The sequence below is a fragment of the Kitasatospora sp. NPDC004799 genome, assembly GCF_040609095.1.
Taxonomy (GTDB): domain Bacteria; phylum Actinomycetota; class Actinomycetes; order Streptomycetales; family Streptomycetaceae; genus Kitasatospora.
The window spans coordinates 1-16,069 of sequence record NZ_JBEXJK010000182.1; the positions used below are offsets into that span (position 1 = coordinate 1).

The window sequence follows — 16,069 nt, forward strand, 5'->3', positions numbered from 1 at the left end:
AGGCCGCCGCCCGCCGAGCCGTTCACCTTCGTCTCGGCCAGCTCCTGCTGTGCCTTCGCGAAATCCTGCTGCATCTTCTGCGCCTGCTTCAGCAGCTGCTGCATGTTGGGCTGGCCACCACCGGGGAACACGGCTGTCTCCTTGCTGTCACGGCTGTCGTGCGTGCTTCGTCCGTCACCGCCGAGCCTACGTGCTGCCCGCCGCTCCGGGCCCCGGACCGGGGCCCGGATCAGGGTCGTCTCAGGGGCGGCCCGGGGCCGTCCTGTCCGGGCCCCGGTCAGGAGCCCTGGTGGTGGATCTCCTCCAGCACCGTCGCGCCCAGCTCGCGGATGATCAGCTCCTGGCCGGAGAACACCTCCTCCTTGAGGTCCGGGTCGTCCTCCTCCGGGATGTCGTCCTCGGGGGCCACCGACTGCACCGGACGGGCCGGTGCCGCCACCGGCGGCGGCGCCTGCACCGGCGGGGCCTGGACGGGCGGGGCCTGGACGGGCGCCGGAGCGGCCTGGACCGGCGGGGCCTGCACCGGGGCCGGGGCGGGCGCGGGCATCGACGGCGCGGCGGCCGCCGGACGCGCCGGGGCTCCCCAGCCCCCGCCGCCCTGGGCGCCACCGCCCGGCGCACCGCCGGACGGGCCGCCGGCGCCGCCGGACGGGTCGACGATGCACTCGATCCGCCAGTCCACGCCCAGCGCGTCGGCCAGCGCGGCGCGCAGCACGTCGTCGCTGTTGCTGCCGACGAAGCTGTCCCGGGCGCCTGCGTTGATGAAGGACACCTGGAGCACACTGCCGTCGAACCCGGCCACCTGGCCGTTCTGGCTGAGCAGGATCCAGGTGAAGCGGCGGCGGTTCTTCACCGCCTCCAGGATCTGCGGCCACAGCTGCCGCACCTGCGCGGCACCCTGCTGCGCGGACGCCGACGGCTGCCCGCCGGGGGCCGCCGCCGGGGCGGGGGCCTGCGCGGGGGCGGGAGCGGGGGCCGGAACCGGGGCCGGGGCGGCCTGCGGCTGCGCCGCGGTGGGCGCCGCCGGAGCCGCGGCGGGGGCACCGCCGGTGGGGGCACCGCCGACGGGGGCACCGCCTGCGGGCGGGAAACTGCGCGGGATCGGCCAGGCACCCGGCGCCGGCCCGGCGGGCGCGGCGGCGGGCGGCGGGGGTTGCACGGGCGGCGCCGCCTGCGCGGCCGCTACGGGAGCTGCCTGGACCGGCGCGGGCGCCACCGGCGCCTCGGCCACCGGGGCGACCCCCGCCGGAGCGACCGGGGCCCCCATCGGGGCCGCCGTCGGCATGCCCCCGGGGGCCGCCATCGGGGCCGCCATCGGCGCGGCGAACCCGCCCGCGGCCGCCCGCCGCTCCAGCTTGTCCAGCCGCGCCTGCAACGACAGCTCGTCGCTGTACGCACCCGGCAGCATCACCCGGGCGCAGATCAGCTCCAGCTGCAGCCGGGGCGCCGCGTTGCCGCGCATCTCGGTCAGCCCGGTGTTGACGATGTCGGCGGCCCGGCTCAGCTCGACCGCGCCGAACGCGTCCGCCTGCGCCTGCATCACCGCGACCCGGTCCGCCGGGGCGTCGATCAGCCCCTTCTCCCCCGCGTCCGGCACGGTGGCCAGGATCACCAGGTCGCGCAGCCGCTCCAGCAGGTCGGTGACGAAGCGGCGCGGGTCGTGCCCGCCCTCGACCACCCGGTCGACCACCTGGAACACCGTCGCCCCGTCGTGCGCGGCGAAGGCGTCCACCACCTCGTCCAGCAGCGCGGAGTCGGTGTACCCGAGCAGCGCGGTGGCCATCTGGTACGTGACGCCGCTCTCGGCGGCCCCGGCCAGCAGCTGGTCCATGACCGACATCGAGTCACGCACCGACCCGGCACCGGCCCGCACCACCAGCGGGAACACGGCGTCCTCGACCTGGATCCCCTCCCGGCCGCACACCTCCGCCAGGTAGTCGCGCAGCGTGCCGGGCGGCACCAGCCGGAACGGGTAGTGGTGCGTCCGGGACCGGATCGTCCCGATCACCTTCTCCGGCTCGGTGGTCGCGAAGATGAACTTGAGGTGCTCCGGCGGCTCCTCGACGACCTTGAGCAGCGCGTTGAAGCCGGCCGAGGTCACCATGTGCGCCTCGTCCAGGATGAAGATCTTGTACCGGCTGTGCACCGGCGCGAAGAACGCCCGCTCGCGCAGCTCGCGCGCGTCGTCCACACCACCGTGCGAGGCGGCGTCGATCTCGATCACGTCGATCGACCCGGGCCCGCCGGTCGCGAGGTCCCGGCAGGACTGGCACTCCCCGCAGGGCGTCGGCGTCGGCCCCTGCTCACAGTTGAGGCAACGGGCCAGGATGCGCGCGCTCGTCGTCTTGCCACAGCCGCGCGGCCCGCTGAACAGGTACGCGTGGTTGACCCTGTTGTTGCGCAGGGCCTGCTGGAGCGGGGCGGTCACGTGCTCCTGCCCGATGACCTCCGCGAAGGTCTCGGGGCGGTAGCGGCGGTACAGGGCTAGGGACACACCACCGACGATATCGGGACGGGCCGACAAACGCGTCGCCCCTCACCCCCACCGGGCCCCCGGGAACGCAAAGACCCCTCGCGCACCCGCCAGAGCCCTCCTACCCTTGCTGCCTTCCGGCCCTGGGGGGGTTCAGAGAGATGACGCCACACGAGGGGCTGACCCCCACACTACCGGATCCCGGCCCCGAGGATCCACAGGCCACCCCCACCCTCCCGCCTGCGAGACAGGTGGTCGCGACCACCCCGAAACATGTACTAAGCTCTCCCTCGGAGGATTCGCCTAGAGGCCTAGGGCGCACGCTTGGAAAGCGTGTTGGGGGCAACCCCTCACGAGTTCGAATCTCGTATCCTCCGCCTTCACGAAGGCCCGGACCGTCTCAGACGGTCCGGGCCTTCGTCATGCCCGTGGTCTCAGTTCTGGTCCCAGTCGCTCCGACCGGTTCTCACCGCGGGAACGTCGGCGCTTCACTGAGCCGGTGCGACGGCGAGCAGGCCGGTGGCGCGGTCCGCGGTGAGGACGCCGAGGATGTAGCCGTCCTCGTCGACGACGGGCCAGACCGCCAGGTGCTTGATCCGCATCGCGAGCGCGGCCAGGGCCAGGCCCATGGTCGGCCAGGCGAACGGGCCGCGCTGGTGCGCGGTGGCGCTGATCGCGGTCCGCTCGGTGTACCAGGAGCGGGCCAGGAACGGATGGAGTCCGGTGCGGGTGACCAGCCCCTCGCACCGGCCGTCGTGGTCGCAAACGAGCAGGTACTCGGTGTCGGCGCCGCGAAGCATGTCGTCGGCCTGGTCGACGGTCCTGTCGTCGGCTATCCGGTAGTCGCAGGGGTCCATGGCGTCGGCGACCGTGAGGCCGTGGCCGGGCCGTACGGACTGCGGGGGGCAAGTGGTCACGGTGTTCACCGTTCCCGTCTCCGGCTGCCCACTGGGGCCGCCGGGCCGTCCTTCACCCAGGACGAAGCCGGAACGGGTACCGGAATGCGGGGTGCCCTGGATGTCCCCGAGGCTACTCCGACGGTGGGCGGCCCGGAGGGGACCGTTGCGGAGTAGCGTGGGAGGCAGACAACCGAGGACATTCCGTACACCGGCATCAGCGCCGACGTCGCCCTGGGTCTTGATGGGTCCCTCGTGGACCGGACGGGCGGCTTCACATGATGCCGATTCCTTTCCCCGCCTCTTCCTCTTCCGGGCCGTGGGCAGTGCCCGACGCCCCGCTGCTGCCTCGTCTGGAACTGGAACCGACCATGTCGCGGGAGGGCGTCTTCGACGGCGCCTGGTGGCCCCGCTCGAACCACGTCCTCGCCGAGCTTCCGGACCTGATCACCGCGCTCGGCGCCCACGTCGGGCGCATCGTCCGGGTCGGCCTCGACACCTCGACCTGGGACGGCGTGCCCCGGTCCGTGGCGGCGAACGGCCTGACGGTCCGGATCAACTGGTTCACCGGCAGCGACGCGACGATCAGCGTCACCCGGGGCTTCCAGGACCACTTCCTGCTCCTGGTGGTACCGCCCGGCACCGAGCCGGCGACGGCGGCCTCGGCGATGGCCGGAGCCTCGGCGACCGGGAACCACACCCCGGCGGCGGAACTCCTGTTCGGCTGAGCGGTCGGGCACCGCCGCGTGCCGGACCACGTCAACCGAGGCCCTCTCCTTGATCGAAGGTCCCGACCGGTTCGCCGGCGGGGCCTTCGGTGCTTGGTGGGGGTGGTTTCGGTGGGGTGGGTGGGCAGGAACCGATCGCGGTGTCTGCCCGTCATCTTCACGGGGGTGGCCGCAGGCTCGACTCCCGTTGTGGTCTTCACCGTCGAGGTCCGAGGAGATCCATGGTCGACACCGTCAGCTCACTGGCCGCCCGGGTTCACGAACTGCTGGTGGCGCACCTGGCCAACAGTGCCGCCGGGTCGGGGCCGGACGCGTCGTCGGTCATGGGTGTGGTCCTGGGTGCGCCGCGGAGGGTCGACGTGGTGGCGGGCCTCCAGGACATCGTCGGGCGCGCCGCGGCGCTCGGGCCCGACGGGTGGTGGCTCGCTGCCGCGGCCCACGGGAACCTCGGCGAGCTGGCGCTCGCGCGCGGCCAGGCGGACCTGGCGGTTCTCCACCTGGAGGCCGCGGTGGCGGCCGGCTTCAACGACTGCGTGGCGCTCCACCTCCCCTTCTTCCAGCCCTTGCACCGCGAGCCCCGCTTCCGGGCGCTGTACGAGCGGATGCGCATCACCCAGGGGGACCTCGACGAGTTCCTGTGGCTGCACCGGGAGATGCAGACCGCGGCGAGGGACGCCCAGACCGCGGCCGTCGACAACATCGGCCGCCTCGACACCGGGGTGTCCCTGCTCCCGCAGGCCCCGATGCCCACCCGCGAACCGGACACCCCCGGCGTCCTGATCACCCGCATCGACCTCGCCGCGCTCCAGAGCGCGATCCAACAGGCCGCCGTACGGGCCGAGTTCCAGCGCAGCTCCGGCAACACCAGCCTCAGTCTCATCGACGGCACCTGGGACCAGCCCCGCGCCGGCCTCGACGCCTGGCACGCCGACGAGTTGGAGGAGCGGCGCCGGCGGGCCGCCGAGGCCCGCGCCTTCGTCGAGCGGCCCGGTGCCGGGAGCACGCTCGGGCCCTGCCCGCCGCTGGGTTCGATCCGCTACCCGGCCGTCTGAGGAAGGCCGGCCCGGGCCGAGGCCTTGATCTCAAGTTGACTTGAGGTTCTAGTCTCCCTGGTGCGCGGCCGGACCGGCCGCGCCACGCACCGCGATCCCGGGGAGCTACGGCCATGACCACCACCACCGCGGACCTCGCCGCCCTCGAGCGGCGGGTCCAGGCGCTCACCGACCGCGCCGACATCACCGGCCTCATCGACGGCTACCTGATCAGCCTCGACACGGTGCCCCGCGACGGCGGCCGGTTCGACGACGCGTGGGCGCGGCGCTACTTCACCCCCGACGTGCGGATCACCTCGCCGGTGGGCCGGCACGAGGGGATCGACGGGCTGGCCGAGTCCGAGCAGGCGACGCTCGGGAAGTTCGAGCGGACCCAGCACGTGGGCGCCAACTACATGATCGACCTGGACGGGGACCGGGCCGCGGTGCGCTGGAACGCCGTCATGACCCACGTCCACCTCGCCTCCACCCAGCAGGCGCGGGGCGAGGAACCCGGCGGCCACTTCGACGTCGGCGGCACGTTCACCGGCGAGGCGGTGCGCACCTCCGACGGCTGGCGCCTGCGCAGGCTCGACATCCGGGCGGTGTGGACGACCGGGCGGGGCCCGCTCGTCCTGACCCCGGAGGCCGAGGCGACACTGCGCGACCTCGCGGGCGGAGCGTGACGGCCAGCCGCCCCGGTGCCCCTGCGGGTGCCGCCCCGGTGCCCGCGCAGCCGCCGCCCCGGTGCCCACCCGGGCGCCGCCCCTCCCCCGCGGGAGGGAGGCACGGCCCCGCCCCGGCGGGATCCGCGGTGCTCGCCGTCCCGGTTGACTCGGGGCATCGACCAACCGGGGAGGCAACCATGCTGCGCAAGCGAAACCGAATCGGACGGCTGCTGGCTCAGGCCACCGCGGCGGCCCTGCTGGCCGGATCGGCGGCCGCGGTGCCCAGCGCGGCCGCCGCGGCGGCGCCGGGGACGGGACCGGCCGACATCCGGTCGGCCATCGAGGCGGTGCCGGGCCTGCGCGTCGTGGAGGAGAAGCCGGCCGCACCCGGGTTCCGCTTCTTCGTCCTGGCCCTGCACCAGCCCGCCGACCACCGCCACCCGGAGAAGGGCGGCTTCGAACAGCGCCTCACCCTCCTGCACCGGAGCACCGACCGGCCCACCGTGCTGTTCACTAGCGGCTACACCGTCTCCACCAATCAATCCCGCTCGGAGCCCACCGAGTTGCTGGACGCCAACCAGGTGAGCACCGAGCAGCGCTTCTTCGGCAGCTCCCGCCCCGAGCCCGCGGACTGGGACGACCTCGACATCCAGCAGGCCGCGGCCGACCACCACCACGTGGTCGAGGCGTTGCGCCAGGTCTACCGGGCCGCCTGGATCTCCACCGGCGGCAGCAAGGGCGGCATGGCCACCGTCTACCACCGCCGTTTCTACCCGCAGGACGTGGCCGGCTCGGTCGCCTACTCCGCGCCGAACAACATCGACGACCACGAGGACTCCGCCTACCTCGACTTCCTGCGCACCGTCGGCACCCCCGCATGCCGCGACGCCCTGCAGGCCGCCCAGCGCGCCCTGCTGGAACGCCGCACCGCCCTGGTCGCCCGCTACCAGGCCTGGGCGGACGCCCGGGGCGACGGCTTCCAGCTGATCGGCAGCGCCGACAAGGCCTTCGAAATCGCCGTACTGCGGGCGCCGTTCATGTTCTGGCAGGGCCGCGGACAGGCCGCCTGCCCGGCCGTACCGGCCCCGGACGCCACCGACGACGCGCTGTACGGCTGGCTCTCCGACGTCGCCCAACTCCCGGTCTACGCCGACTCGGTGGCGAACCAGTTCGTTCCGTACTTCTACCAACTGGGCACCCAGCTGGGGTACTTCCCGGTCGAGACGGACCACCTGGCCGACCTGCTCCGGTACCCGGGTGCCACCGAGGCGCGCTCCTTCGTCCCCCGCGACGTCCCGCTGCGCTACCGGCCGCAGGCGATGCGCGACGTGGACCGGTGGGTCCGCACCCGCGGTGACCGGCTGATGTTCGTCAACGGCGCCGCCGACCCGGCGGTGGCCGAGCCGTTCCGGCTGGGCCAAGGCTCCCGGGACTCCTACCTGTTCCGGGTGCCGGGCGGCACGCACGCGGCACGCATCGCCCAACTGCCCGCCGCCGAGGCCGAGACGGCGACCGCCGTCCTGCGCCGCTGGGCGGCGGCGTAGCGCCCACCGGCGGGCCGAAGGCGGGCGGGGCAGCTCCCACCGGCGTGTCGAAAGCGGGCGGGGCGGCTCCCGCCGGCGGGCCGAGTCGGTCAGTGCAGCTCCCGTCGGCCGGCCGAAGGCGTCCGATTCGTTCAAGACCGGGCGGGCGGAGGGTGCCTAGCGTGGCGGGCATGAACAGCGCATCCGCACCGCGTTTCGCCTTCGTCGGGCTGGTCGTGTCGGACATGGCCGCCTCGGTCGCCTTCTACCGGCGCCTGGGGGTGGGGTTCGCTGAGGGGGTCGAGCAGGAGCCGCACGTCGAGGGCGAGTTGCCGGGCGGGCCGCTCCTGGTGCTCGACACCGAGGCCACCATCCGGTCGTTCCACCCCGCCTGGCAGCCGCCGAGCGGCGGGACGCGTACCGCGCTGGCATTCCGCTGCACGGGCCCGGCGCAGGTGGACGCGCTGTACGAGGAGCTGACGGGCGCCGGGTACCACGGGGAGCTGGCGCCGTGGGACGCCTTCTGGGGGCAGCGCTACGCGGTGGTGCACGACCCGGACGGCAACGGTGTGGATCTGCTCGCACCGCTGCCGGAGGACGGCTAGAGCAGCAGAGCGGTCACCGGCAGGCCCGCCAACTCCCGTACGTCGCGGGACAGGTGGGCCTGGTCCGCGTAGCCGGTCCGGGCCGCCGTGGCGGCGAGCGGGATGCCGGAGCGGGCGAGTGCCAGGGCGCGCTGCATGCGCAGGATCCGGGCGAGGGTCTTGGGGCCGTAGCCGAAGGCGGCCAGCGAGCGGCGGTGGAGCTGGCGCGCGCCGAGGCCGACCGCCTCGGCCGTCGCGGCGACGGACCGACCGGCGGCCAGCGAGTCGGCCGTTGCGCGGATCAGCGGGTCCTCGGGCCGCGCCTCGGCCGCCAGGCGCAGGGCCAGGGACTCCAGCGCGGCGGCCGGGTCGGGGGCGGCGTCGATGCGTCCGGTGAGGTGCCGGACCTCGGCCGCGGGCCGCAGGTCGGCCAAGTCGACGCGGCGGTCCCGTAGTTCGTGCGCGGGGACACCGAGCAGGGCGGGGGCGGCGCCGGGGCGGAAACGGACGCCTGCCCACGGACCGCGCAGTCCGGGGCCGGGGCGGAAGGCGCGGGTGTCCGGTCCGGCGACCAGCAGCCGCCCCTCCGTCCACAGCAGGTCCATGCAGCCGTCGGGCAGGACGGGCCCGGCCTGGGCCTCGCCCGTAGGCCCGACGTCGGCACGCCCCTTCGTCCACACCACCGCGCCGGGCAGCCGGGACGCGCGCTCCAGGTACTCGGAGTCCATGCCGTGAGGCTACGCCCCGGGGTTCGGGGGCGCGCGGACGCCGACGGCCCCGGCCGCACGAGGCAGCCGGGGCCGTGAAGGCCGGACGAGGGTCGAGCCGTGAAGGCCGGACGGGCCAGGCGGCCCAGGCGAGCCGGGCGGGTCAGAACGTCAGCCGACCGACTCGACCGCGGGCTCCGCCGAGCCCTCGGCCCCCGCGGCGGCGCCCTTCCGGCCGTTCCGCATCAGCACCAGGGTGAGCACCGCGGCCGCGACGACCGCGACGGCACCCGCCGTGAAGGTGGTGGAGGTGGCGGTGTTGAACGCCTCCCGGGCGGTCGCGACCAGCCCGCCGTCCCCGGTGGAACCGGCCACCGCGAGCGCGCCGGTGATGTCGTGGCGGGCGGCGTCGGGGGCGGCGTCGGGCATCGCACCGGTGTAGGTGCTGGAGAGCACGGTGCCGAGGATGGCCACGCCGAGCGCCGCGCCGGACTGCTGGATGGTGTCGTTGAGCGCCGAGCCGACGCCTGCGTGCTCGCTGGGGATGGCGCTCATCAGGGCGTTGGCGGCGGCCGGCATGCCGAGGCCGGAGCCGACGCCGAGCACCAGCATGGCCAGGGCGACCTTGGTGAAGCCGTCGCCGACCGAGAGGGTGGCCAGCAGCCCGAAGCCGCCCGCGATGATCAGCATGCCGATCGAGGTCAGCACCCGGGCCGAGACCTTCTTGCCGAGCACCGCGCCGAGCGCGTTGAACACCAGCGAGGCGATGGCCAGCGGGATGAAGGCGAGGCCGGTGTCGGTGGGCGAGAACTCCAGCACGAACTGGAGGTACTGGGTGAGGACCAGCATCAGCCCGCCGGTGGCGAAGGTCAGCAGGACGAGCGAGAAGCTGGCGCCGGTGAAGACCCGGTTGCGGAACAGCTTGATCGGGACCATCGGCGAGTCGGTACGGAGCTGACGGACGGCGAAGCCGACCAGCGAGGCCACCGCGAGCAGCAGCGCGCCGAGGGTGCTCGCACTGGCGAAGCCGTCCCGGGGCAGCACGATGATCGACCAGACCAGCGCCGTCATGCCGACCATCGACAGCACCATGCCCGGCAGGTCGGGCCGGCGCCACGGCCCCTTGGACTCCGGCATCAGCAGCATCGCGGCGAGGATGGCGACCGCCGCGATCGGCACGTTGAGCAGGAAGACCGCGCCCCACCAGAAGTGCGCGATCAGCGCGCCGCCCAGCACCGGACCGCCGACCAGGCCGATCATGGCCACCGCGCTCCAGGCGGCGATCGCCTTCGGGCGCTCCTCGTCGTCGAAGACGGTGATCAGGATGGAGAGCGTGCTCGGCATGACCAGCGCGCCGCCGACGCCCATCAGGACGCGCCCGGCGATCAGCTCACCGGGGCTTCCGGCGTACGCCGCGACCAGGGAGGCGGCGCCGAACAGCGCCAGTCCGACGATCATCACCTTCCGCCGTCCGAAGCGGTCGGAGAGGCTGCCCGAGGTGAGCAGCAGGCCGGCGAAGACCAGGATGTACGAGTCGATGATCCACTGGATGTCCTGCGCCCCGGCCTTGAGGTCCTCCGCGATCGGCGGGATGGACACCGTGAGCACCATGTTGTCGATCACCAGCACCAGGCTGCTGAGGCAGAGCACGACCAGAATGAGCCAGCGCTGCGGATGACGTTCCACGGCGTTTCCCCCTTCGAGCTTCGGAATCGACGCGCGGGCAGTGGCCGTGGGCCGTGGCAGTCGCCGTGGCCGTGGCCGAAGCCGCGCGGAAGTCGTCGCGGGCACACCGCCCTCCGTCCCCAGGGGGTACGGTGTGCGCCGCTCCGAACACTGTACGGACACCGCACACTGTTCGCAACGCCGTACACCGTTCGACCTCCGCACACTGTTCGCTTCGCCGTACACTGTTCGCAGCAGCCCGTACGAGCTGCGCCGAACCGACCAGGTCCGGACGATCGACGAGGAGGGCCCGATGGCGGCCACATCAGAGGACGGAACGACCCCGGGCATCCCCACGCCGTGGAACCGCCCGCAGCGGCGGCGGGAACAGCCCGCCCTCAGCCGCGAGCAGATCGTCGCCGAGGCCTTCGCGCTGCTGGACTCCGACGGCATCGAGGCGCTGAGCATGCGCAAGCTCGCCGCCCGCCTGAACGCCGGCGCGACCTCGCTCTACACCCACGTCGCCAACAAGGACGAGCTGCTCGCCCTGGTCGTCGACCAGATCTTCGGCGGCCTCCCGCAGCCCGCGGCCGAGGGCTCCGAGGTGCCCGAGGTCTGGCGCGCGAAGGTCATGGAGCTGGCCGAGGGCATGCGCGCGGCCATCATGCGCCACCCGTGGATGGTCTCGGTGATCGGCGACGTCGGGATGATCTACCTCGGCCCCAACTGGATGCGGCTCTCCGAGACCTTCCTGGCCGTGATGGAGACGGCCGGCTTCGACACCGGCGAGGCGAACGACGCGATGAGCGCGGTGATGGGCTACACCATCGGGACGGCCTGCGTGGAGGCCTCCTGGGTGACCGCGCTGGCCCGCAGCGGCCAGGACGAGCAGGAGTGGATGAACCGGCTGCTGCCCGCCGTCATCGAGGCCACCAAGGAGTTCCCGCGGCTGCACCGGCTGTACACCACCGAGGTGCCGGAGGAGGTCGCCGCGGGCCGGGACAGCAACTTCGGCCGTGGGGTCGACGTCATCCTGGACGGGGTCGAGGCGGCCCTGGCCGCCCGGCGCCGGGGCTGATCTCCCCGGCGCCGGGGCTCAGTGCCGTGCCCGGCTCCGGCTCAGTGCCGTGCCGTGCCCGGCTCCGGCTCAGTGCCGTACCGTGCCCCGCTCCGGCTCAGTGCCGTACCGTGCCCCGCTCCGGCTCAGTGCCGTGACGGACTCCCGCTGAGCGCCTGGACCTCCGCGTACCCCGGCACCGGCCCGACCGGCTCGCCCGCCGCGACGGCCGCCGCCGTGGCCACCGCCGCCGCCAGCGCCGCCCGGTACAGCAGCGAGCCCATGCTGACCCGGGCCACCCCGAGCGCGGCCAGCTCGGCGAGGCCCGGGCCGCCCGGCGTCCAGAGGATGTTGAGCGGAACGGCCAGTGCCCCGGCCATCCGGCCGATCACCGCCGGATCGGCCAGTCCGGGGACGAACACGCCGTCCGCGCCCGCCTGCTGGTAGGCGTCCAGGCGCCGGAGCGCCTCCGCCTCGGGGGCCTCCTGCCCGGACCAGTAGGTGTCGGTGCGGGCGTTCACGAACAGCTCCGGCACGGCCGCCTTCACCGCCTCGATCTTCTCGGCGTGGCGGGCGGACGCGGCCAGCGTGCCGTCCGCCCGACCGTCCTCCAGGTTGATGCCGACCACGCCGGCCTTCGCCAACTCCACGGCCAGCTCGGCCACTTCGTCCGGGTCGTCGCTGAACCCGGACTCCACGTCGACGCTGAGCAGGAAGCCGCCGCGCCCGAGCCGGTGCGCCAGCCGTACGGTCTCCGTGCGGGTGGCGGCGGCGCCGTCGGGCAGGCCGGCGACGGCGGCCACGCCCAGGCTGGTGGTGCCGATCGCGGGGTGGCCCTGGGCGGCGAGGGCGACGGCCGAGGCGTGGTCCCAGGCGTTGGGGAGCAGCAGCGGGTGGCCGGGGCGGTGGTGCAGGGCGGCGAAGGGGGTCAGTGTCATCGGGTGGTCTCCGTCGGCTCGTTCGTGGGGTTTCCGGTCGCGCCCGTCGGGCGGTCGCCGGTCGTCTTCGAGGGGGTGTCGGTCGTGCCCGTGGGGCCTCCGGACGAGTCGGCCGCTCTGCCGGCCGGAGCCGCCAGGCGCCCGACCGCGTCCGCGTAGTAGTCCCCGGCCTCGGCGACGTGCCAGACGATCTGCCGGAAGCTCCAGCCCGTCCCCGGCGAGTCGTCCAGCCGTTCGTCCGGCAGCGCGGCGATCCGCCGGGACCAGATCCCGGCCAGCCGGGTCAGCCGGCTGCGGGCCTCGTCCAGGTCGGCGGTGGTGAACGGGGCGAGGTCGGCCGCAGTGGTGACGCCGGAGGCGTGCCAGCGGTCCGGTTCGGTCGGTGCACCGGCCAGCCGCGCGTCCAACTCGGCCAGGTGGTCGAGGAGATGGTCGGTGATCCGGCGAACCGCCTTGTGCGGTGCGTAGGTTCGGCCTTCGCCGTTGACGATCGGGCACCCGTCCCAGGCCGCCCAATCGGCCGCCAGCGCGAGCACGCGCTCGACCATCTCCGGTACCAGCGCGGCGAGTTCGGCCTTGCCGAGGTCCGGCACGGACGGCCCCGAGAGCGTCCCGGTGTCCGCCGGGTCGGAGGCGCCGTACAGGATGCCCTCGGCGACGGCCAGGGCCTGCGCGCGGCCCGGGCAGCTCCGGGGCGGGGCGCCGAAGGCCAGCGCGACGCCCTCCGGCGCACCGGCCTGGGCCGCCGCGACGTCGAGCAGGACCCGCGCCCCGGCCGGCACCGCGACCCCACCGATCTCGGTCGCCCGGGCGGCGAGCCGGCGCATCACCCGGACCGGCGGGTCCGTGCGCAGCACGGCGGCCGGGCCGACCCCGTGCCGGCGGGCGCCCTCGACCAGCGCGGCGGTGGCGTCGCAGGCCTGGACGAGCAGGCCGATCCGGTTCGCGGCCGTCTCCTCGTCCCCGTCCCCCATCGCGGGCAGCAGCCGGGCCACCGCCGCGTCCGCCGGCGCCGTGTCCGCCGACGCGTCCGCCCCCGGGCCGTCCGACGCGTCGGCGAAGTACGCCCGGGACACCGCCGCGACGTCCCGCGCCACGCCCTCCGGGTCCGCCAGCCCGAGCTCCGCCGCGAGCACCCGGACCACCCGCAGCCGCACATCGGGTTCGAAGCCGCCGGCCGCGGCCACCCGCAGCCGGGCCGGGTCCAGCCGCTCCAGGTCGGCGAGCACCAGCGCCCGGCGCCGGGCGTGCGGTTCGCCGGAGCTGAACCGGGCGACGGCGGACCGCAGCCAGGCCACCGTGCCGGGGGCGGCGCCGGACGCGGCGGGCAGCGGGACCAGTGCCGGGTCGTCCAGGGCCGCCGTCACGTCCGCGTAGCGGGAGAAGGTCAGGGTCGCGGATTCGGCGACCACCGTGGTTTCGCTCATGCCGTCATCGTGGCCCCGGGTCGTTTCGGCGCCGGCCGAACCGTGCGCGGGCGAGCCTGGAGGCATGTCCCCCGCTCCGCCCACGGGCGCACGCACCTCCGCACACCCCGACCATGGAGGCATGACCCTCGCCTCCCTCGCCGCCCTGCTCGCCGACCCCACCCGCGCCGCCTTCTGCAGCGCGCTGCTCGACGGCCGCGCCTGGACCGCCGGCGAACTGGCCCGGCACGCGCGCGTCGCACCGTCCACCGCCAGCGAGCACCTGTCCCGGCTGATCGCGGGTGGACTGCTGGCCGAGGAGCGGCAGGGCCGGCACCGGTACGTCCGGCTGGCCACCCCCGCGGTGGCCACGCTGATCGAGGACCTGACCGTCTTCGCCGAGTCCGCCCCCGGCCCCGCGACCGCGCCCCGCAACCTGGGCGAGGCCACCCGGATGAGCGCCGAGGCCCGCGCCCGCACCTGCTACGACCACCTGGCCGGGCACCTCGGCGTGGCCGTGTCGGACGCGCTGCTCGCCCGCGGCCTGGTCACCGAGGAGGGCGGGCTGGCCGTCACCGAGCGCGGCCGGGACTGGCTGGCCGCGCAGGGGATCGAGCTGCCGCCGCGCGCGGGCCGCCGGGGCGGACGGCCGGTGGTGCGCGGCTGCCTGGACTGGACGGAGCGCCGCACCCACCTGGGCGGGGCGCTGGGCGCGGCACTCTGCGGGGCCGCGCTGGACCGCGCCTGGGTGGAGCGGATCGGCTCCGGCCGGGCGCTGCGGGTCACCCCGGACGGCGGCCGGGCGCTGCGCGACCTCCTCGGCGTGCAGCTGCCGTGACACACACCGTCGTCGGCGCCGCTCAGCCCAGCAGCACCGCTCAGCCCAGCAGCACCGCTCAGCCCATCGACTTCGCCCCGTCCAGCGACTCCCGGATGATGTCCGCGTGCCCGGCGTGCTGCGCGGTCTCGGCGATCAGGTGCAGCAGCACCCGCCGGACCGACCAGGTCGTGCCCGGCGGGAACCAGGGCGCGGCCGGCAGTTCGTGGGCGAGGCCGAGGTCGGGCACGGTCCGGACCAGCTCGTCCGTCTCGCGCGCGACCCGCTCGTACTCGGCGAGCAGCCCGGCCAGCGTGTCGCCCTCCACCATCCGGAACTGGGCCGCCCACACCTCCGCGTTGTCGGGGCCGTGCTCCCCGTTCCGGCCCCGCATCGCCTCCGCGCCGCCGGTCATGAACCGCGCCCAGCGCGCCTCGACCGCCGCCACGTGCTTGACCAGCCCGCCGAGGCACAGCTCGCTGACCGTGGTGCGCTCGGCCGCCTGCGCGTCGGTGAGGTCCCGTACGGTGCGCCGCAGCAGGTCGCGGTGCTTGTCCAGGGTCTCGACGAGTTCCTCGCGCTCACCCACGGTCCGCTCCCGTCCGTCGCCCCGCCGCCCGCCGCCGCATCAGACGTCCACCGTCCTCGGCTGCTCGCCGACCGTCCGTCCGAGGTCGATCAGCCCGAAGGCCGCCCCCTGCGGGTCGCCGACCCCCGCGAACCGGCCGAACGGGCTGTCCGACGGCCCAAAGTACACGTCGCCGCCGCGCGCCGTCAGGCGTTCGACCGCGGCGTCGGTGCCGTCCACCGCGAAGTAGACGCTGATGTAGGAGGGAGCCTGCGGCGGCAGGAAGCCGCTCTCCGCTCCCATCCGGCCCAGCACCGGCCGGTCGCCGACCTGGAAGATCCGGTAGTCGAACTCCTCGGAGTCCATCCTCCGCACGCCGTACGGGAAGACCGCCGGGAAGAACGCGTCCGCCGCGGCCGGCTCGCGGGTCACCACCTCGGCCCAGCTGTACGCGCCGGGCTCGCCCTGCTTCTCGAAGCCCTCGTGCCGCCCGGCCTCCCAGACGCCGAACACCACCCCGGCCGGGTCCTTGGCGAGCACCATCGTGCCGATGTCGCCGATCGGCAGCGGGCCCATGACCACCTCGCCGCCGTTGGCGCGGATCCGCGCCGCGGTGGCACCGGCGTCCGGCGAGGCCAGGTACAGGCACCAGGCCGATCGGGCCTCCGTGCCGGGCATCGGCGGCACGATCGCGGCGACCGCCTTCCCGTCCGCGTACGCCTGGGTGTAGTGGCCGAACTCGGCCGAGCTCTCGCCGAAGGTCCAGCCGAGCACGTCGCCGTAGAAGGCCTTCGCGCCCTCCAGGTCGGTGAACGTCGCGTCGGCCCAACAGGGTGTGCCCTCAGGTAGCGCAGCCATCTCTCTGCCCTCGTGTGCGGCGAAGTGCGCGCGCCGGAGGACGCGCGCCGCCCCGGTTCGCCAGCCTAACCACGGGGCTGCTCCAGGCTCTTCCTGTACTTGGCGGCCAGCAGCGGCAGCAGCGGGCGGGCCTCCTGCGGCGCCCGCGGG

Annotated in this window: 16 protein-coding genes, 1 tRNA gene and 1 other RNA gene; 8 read left to right on the plus strand and 10 right to left on the minus strand. The window is 74.7% G+C overall.

Going from position 1 to position 16,069, the window contains the following annotated elements:
• The 3 genes from ABZW03_RS22445 to ffs form a co-directional block, all read right to left on the minus strand.
• Positions 1–131 (minus strand): YbaB/EbfC family nucleoid-associated protein (locus tag ABZW03_RS22445; protein ID WP_355261026.1); only part of this gene is annotated, 131 nt, incomplete at its 3' end.
• Between the two features lie 146 nt (positions 132–277).
• Entirely contained in the window at positions 278–2,494 is a 2,217-nt protein-coding gene (locus ABZW03_RS22450) for a DNA polymerase III subunit gamma and tau (protein ID WP_355260985.1), read from the minus strand.
• A gap of 69 nt (positions 2,495–2,563) precedes the next feature.
• Positions 2,564–2,654: signal recognition particle sRNA small type (ffs, locus tag ABZW03_RS22455), an RNA gene on the minus strand.
• 111 nt (positions 2,655–2,765) lie between these two features.
• Between ffs and ABZW03_RS22460 the strand changes: the two genes are divergently transcribed.
• Positions 2,766–2,850 (plus strand) — tRNA-Ser (locus ABZW03_RS22460).
• Positions 2,851–2,961: 111 nt separating this feature from the next.
• On the opposite strand, the gene ABZW03_RS22465 is transcribed toward ABZW03_RS22460, so the two are convergent.
• The gene (locus tag ABZW03_RS22465; RefSeq protein ID WP_355260988.1) at positions 2,962–3,390 is read right to left on the minus strand and encodes a CBS domain-containing protein; all 429 of its coding nucleotides are present in this window, start codon (positions 3,388–3,390) and stop codon (positions 2,962–2,964) included.
• 260 nt (positions 3,391–3,650) lie between these two features.
• On the opposite strand from ABZW03_RS22465, the gene ABZW03_RS22470 reads away from it, so the two are divergent.
• From ABZW03_RS22470 to ABZW03_RS22490, 5 genes are all read left to right on the plus strand, one after another.
• Complete coding sequence (locus ABZW03_RS22470; RefSeq protein WP_355261029.1) at positions 3,651–4,097, plus strand: DUF5994 family protein; 447 nt, start codon at positions 3,651–3,653, stop codon at positions 4,095–4,097.
• Positions 4,098–4,318: 221 nt separating this feature from the next.
• Entirely contained in the window at positions 4,319–5,149 is an 831-nt protein-coding gene (locus ABZW03_RS22475; RefSeq protein WP_355260991.1) for a hypothetical protein, read from the plus strand.
• A 113-nt stretch (positions 5,150–5,262) separates the two neighbouring features.
• On the plus strand, positions 5,263–5,814 hold the full coding sequence (locus ABZW03_RS22480) for a nuclear transport factor 2 family protein (protein ID WP_355260994.1): 552 nt from the start codon (positions 5,263–5,265) through the stop codon (positions 5,812–5,814).
• 179 nt (positions 5,815–5,993) lie between these two features.
• Complete coding sequence (locus ABZW03_RS22485; RefSeq protein WP_355260997.1) at positions 5,994–7,340, plus strand: S28 family serine protease; 1,347 nt, start codon at positions 5,994–5,996, stop codon at positions 7,338–7,340.
• 170 nt (positions 7,341–7,510) lie between these two features.
• A complete protein-coding gene (locus tag ABZW03_RS22490) occupies positions 7,511–7,924 on the plus strand; it encodes a VOC family protein (protein WP_355261000.1) in 414 nt (137 codons plus the stop codon).
• Here ABZW03_RS22490 and ABZW03_RS22495 read toward each other — a convergent pair.
• The gene (locus ABZW03_RS22495; RefSeq protein ID WP_355261003.1) at positions 7,921–8,631 is read right to left on the minus strand and encodes a helix-turn-helix domain-containing protein; all 711 of its coding nucleotides are present in this window, start codon (positions 8,629–8,631) and stop codon (positions 7,921–7,923) included. The two genes, ABZW03_RS22490 and ABZW03_RS22495, sit on opposite strands and share 4 nt — an antisense overlap.
• 150 nt (positions 8,632–8,781) lie before the next feature.
• Complete coding sequence (locus ABZW03_RS22500) at positions 8,782–10,296, minus strand: MFS transporter (RefSeq protein WP_355261006.1); 1,515 nt, start codon at positions 10,294–10,296, stop codon at positions 8,782–8,784.
• A gap of 292 nt (positions 10,297–10,588) precedes the next feature.
• Between ABZW03_RS22500 and ABZW03_RS22505 the strand changes: the two genes are divergently transcribed.
• Positions 10,589–11,353 carry a TetR/AcrR family transcriptional regulator C-terminal domain-containing protein gene (locus ABZW03_RS22505; RefSeq protein ID WP_355261009.1) on the plus strand — a complete coding sequence of 255 codons (765 nt, stop codon included), beginning with the start codon at positions 10,589–10,591 and terminating at the stop codon, positions 11,351–11,353.
• Between the two features lie 125 nt (positions 11,354–11,478).
• Here the strand turns inward: ABZW03_RS22505 and ABZW03_RS22510 are convergent, their stop codons facing one another.
• Positions 11,479–12,270: an isocitrate lyase/phosphoenolpyruvate mutase family protein gene (locus tag ABZW03_RS22510; RefSeq protein ID WP_355261012.1), complete on the minus strand. Its 792-nt coding sequence runs from the start codon at positions 12,268–12,270 to the stop codon at positions 11,479–11,481.
• Positions 12,267–13,697, minus strand: a complete 1,431-nt coding sequence (locus tag ABZW03_RS22515) for a hypothetical protein (protein ID WP_355261015.1) — start codon at positions 13,695–13,697, stop codon at positions 12,267–12,269. The genes ABZW03_RS22510 and ABZW03_RS22515 overlap by 4 nt, the downstream gene beginning before the upstream one ends.
• A 121-nt stretch (positions 13,698–13,818) precedes the next feature.
• Here ABZW03_RS22515 and ABZW03_RS22520 point away from each other — a divergent pair, with 121 nt between their 5' ends.
• Positions 13,819–14,514: a winged helix-turn-helix domain-containing protein gene (locus tag ABZW03_RS22520; protein ID WP_355261018.1), complete on the plus strand. Its 696-nt coding sequence runs from the start codon at positions 13,819–13,821 to the stop codon at positions 14,512–14,514.
• 58 nt (positions 14,515–14,572) lie between these two features.
• On the opposite strand, the gene ABZW03_RS22525 is transcribed toward ABZW03_RS22520, so the two are convergent.
• Complete coding sequence (locus ABZW03_RS22525) at positions 14,573–15,082, minus strand: DinB family protein (RefSeq protein ID WP_355261021.1); 510 nt, start codon at positions 15,080–15,082, stop codon at positions 14,573–14,575.
• A 39-nt stretch (positions 15,083–15,121) separates the two neighbouring features.
• Positions 15,122–15,919: a VOC family protein gene (locus ABZW03_RS22530; RefSeq protein WP_355261024.1), complete on the minus strand. Its 798-nt coding sequence runs from the start codon at positions 15,917–15,919 to the stop codon at positions 15,122–15,124.
• Positions 15,920–16,069 lie beyond the last annotated feature (150 nt).

Bases quoted from the DNA above. Each gene is read 5' to 3' on its own strand.
- ABZW03_RS22510 (WP_355261012.1), bottom strand. From the start codon at position 12,270: ATGACACTGACCCCCTTCGCCGCCCTGCACCACCGCCCCGGCCACCCG.
- ABZW03_RS22490 (WP_355261000.1), top strand. From the start codon at position 7,511: ATGAACAGCGCATCCGCACCGCGTTTCGCCTTCGTCGGGCTGGTCGTG.
- ABZW03_RS22530 (WP_355261024.1), bottom strand. From the start codon at position 15,919: ATGGCTGCGCTACCTGAGGGCACACCCTGTTGGGCCGACGCGACGTTC.
- ABZW03_RS22480 (WP_355260994.1), top strand. From the start codon at position 5,263: ATGACCACCACCACCGCGGACCTCGCCGCCCTCGAGCGGCGGGTCCAG.
- ABZW03_RS22520 (WP_355261018.1), top strand. From the start codon at position 13,819: ATGACCCTCGCCTCCCTCGCCGCCCTGCTCGCCGACCCCACCCGCGCC.
- ABZW03_RS22515 (WP_355261015.1), bottom strand. From the start codon at position 13,697: ATGAGCGAAACCACGGTGGTCGCCGAATCCGCGACCCTGACCTTCTCC.
- ABZW03_RS22470 (WP_355261029.1), top strand. From the start codon at position 3,651: ATGCCGATTCCTTTCCCCGCCTCTTCCTCTTCCGGGCCGTGGGCAGTG.
- ABZW03_RS22475 (WP_355260991.1), top strand. From the start codon at position 4,319: ATGGTCGACACCGTCAGCTCACTGGCCGCCCGGGTTCACGAACTGCTG.
- ABZW03_RS22495 (WP_355261003.1), bottom strand. From the start codon at position 8,631: ATGGACTCCGAGTACCTGGAGCGCGCGTCCCGGCTGCCCGGCGCGGTG.
- ABZW03_RS22505 (WP_355261009.1), top strand. From the start codon at position 10,589: ATGGCGGCCACATCAGAGGACGGAACGACCCCGGGCATCCCCACGCCG.
- ABZW03_RS22485 (WP_355260997.1), top strand. From the start codon at position 5,994: ATGCTGCGCAAGCGAAACCGAATCGGACGGCTGCTGGCTCAGGCCACC.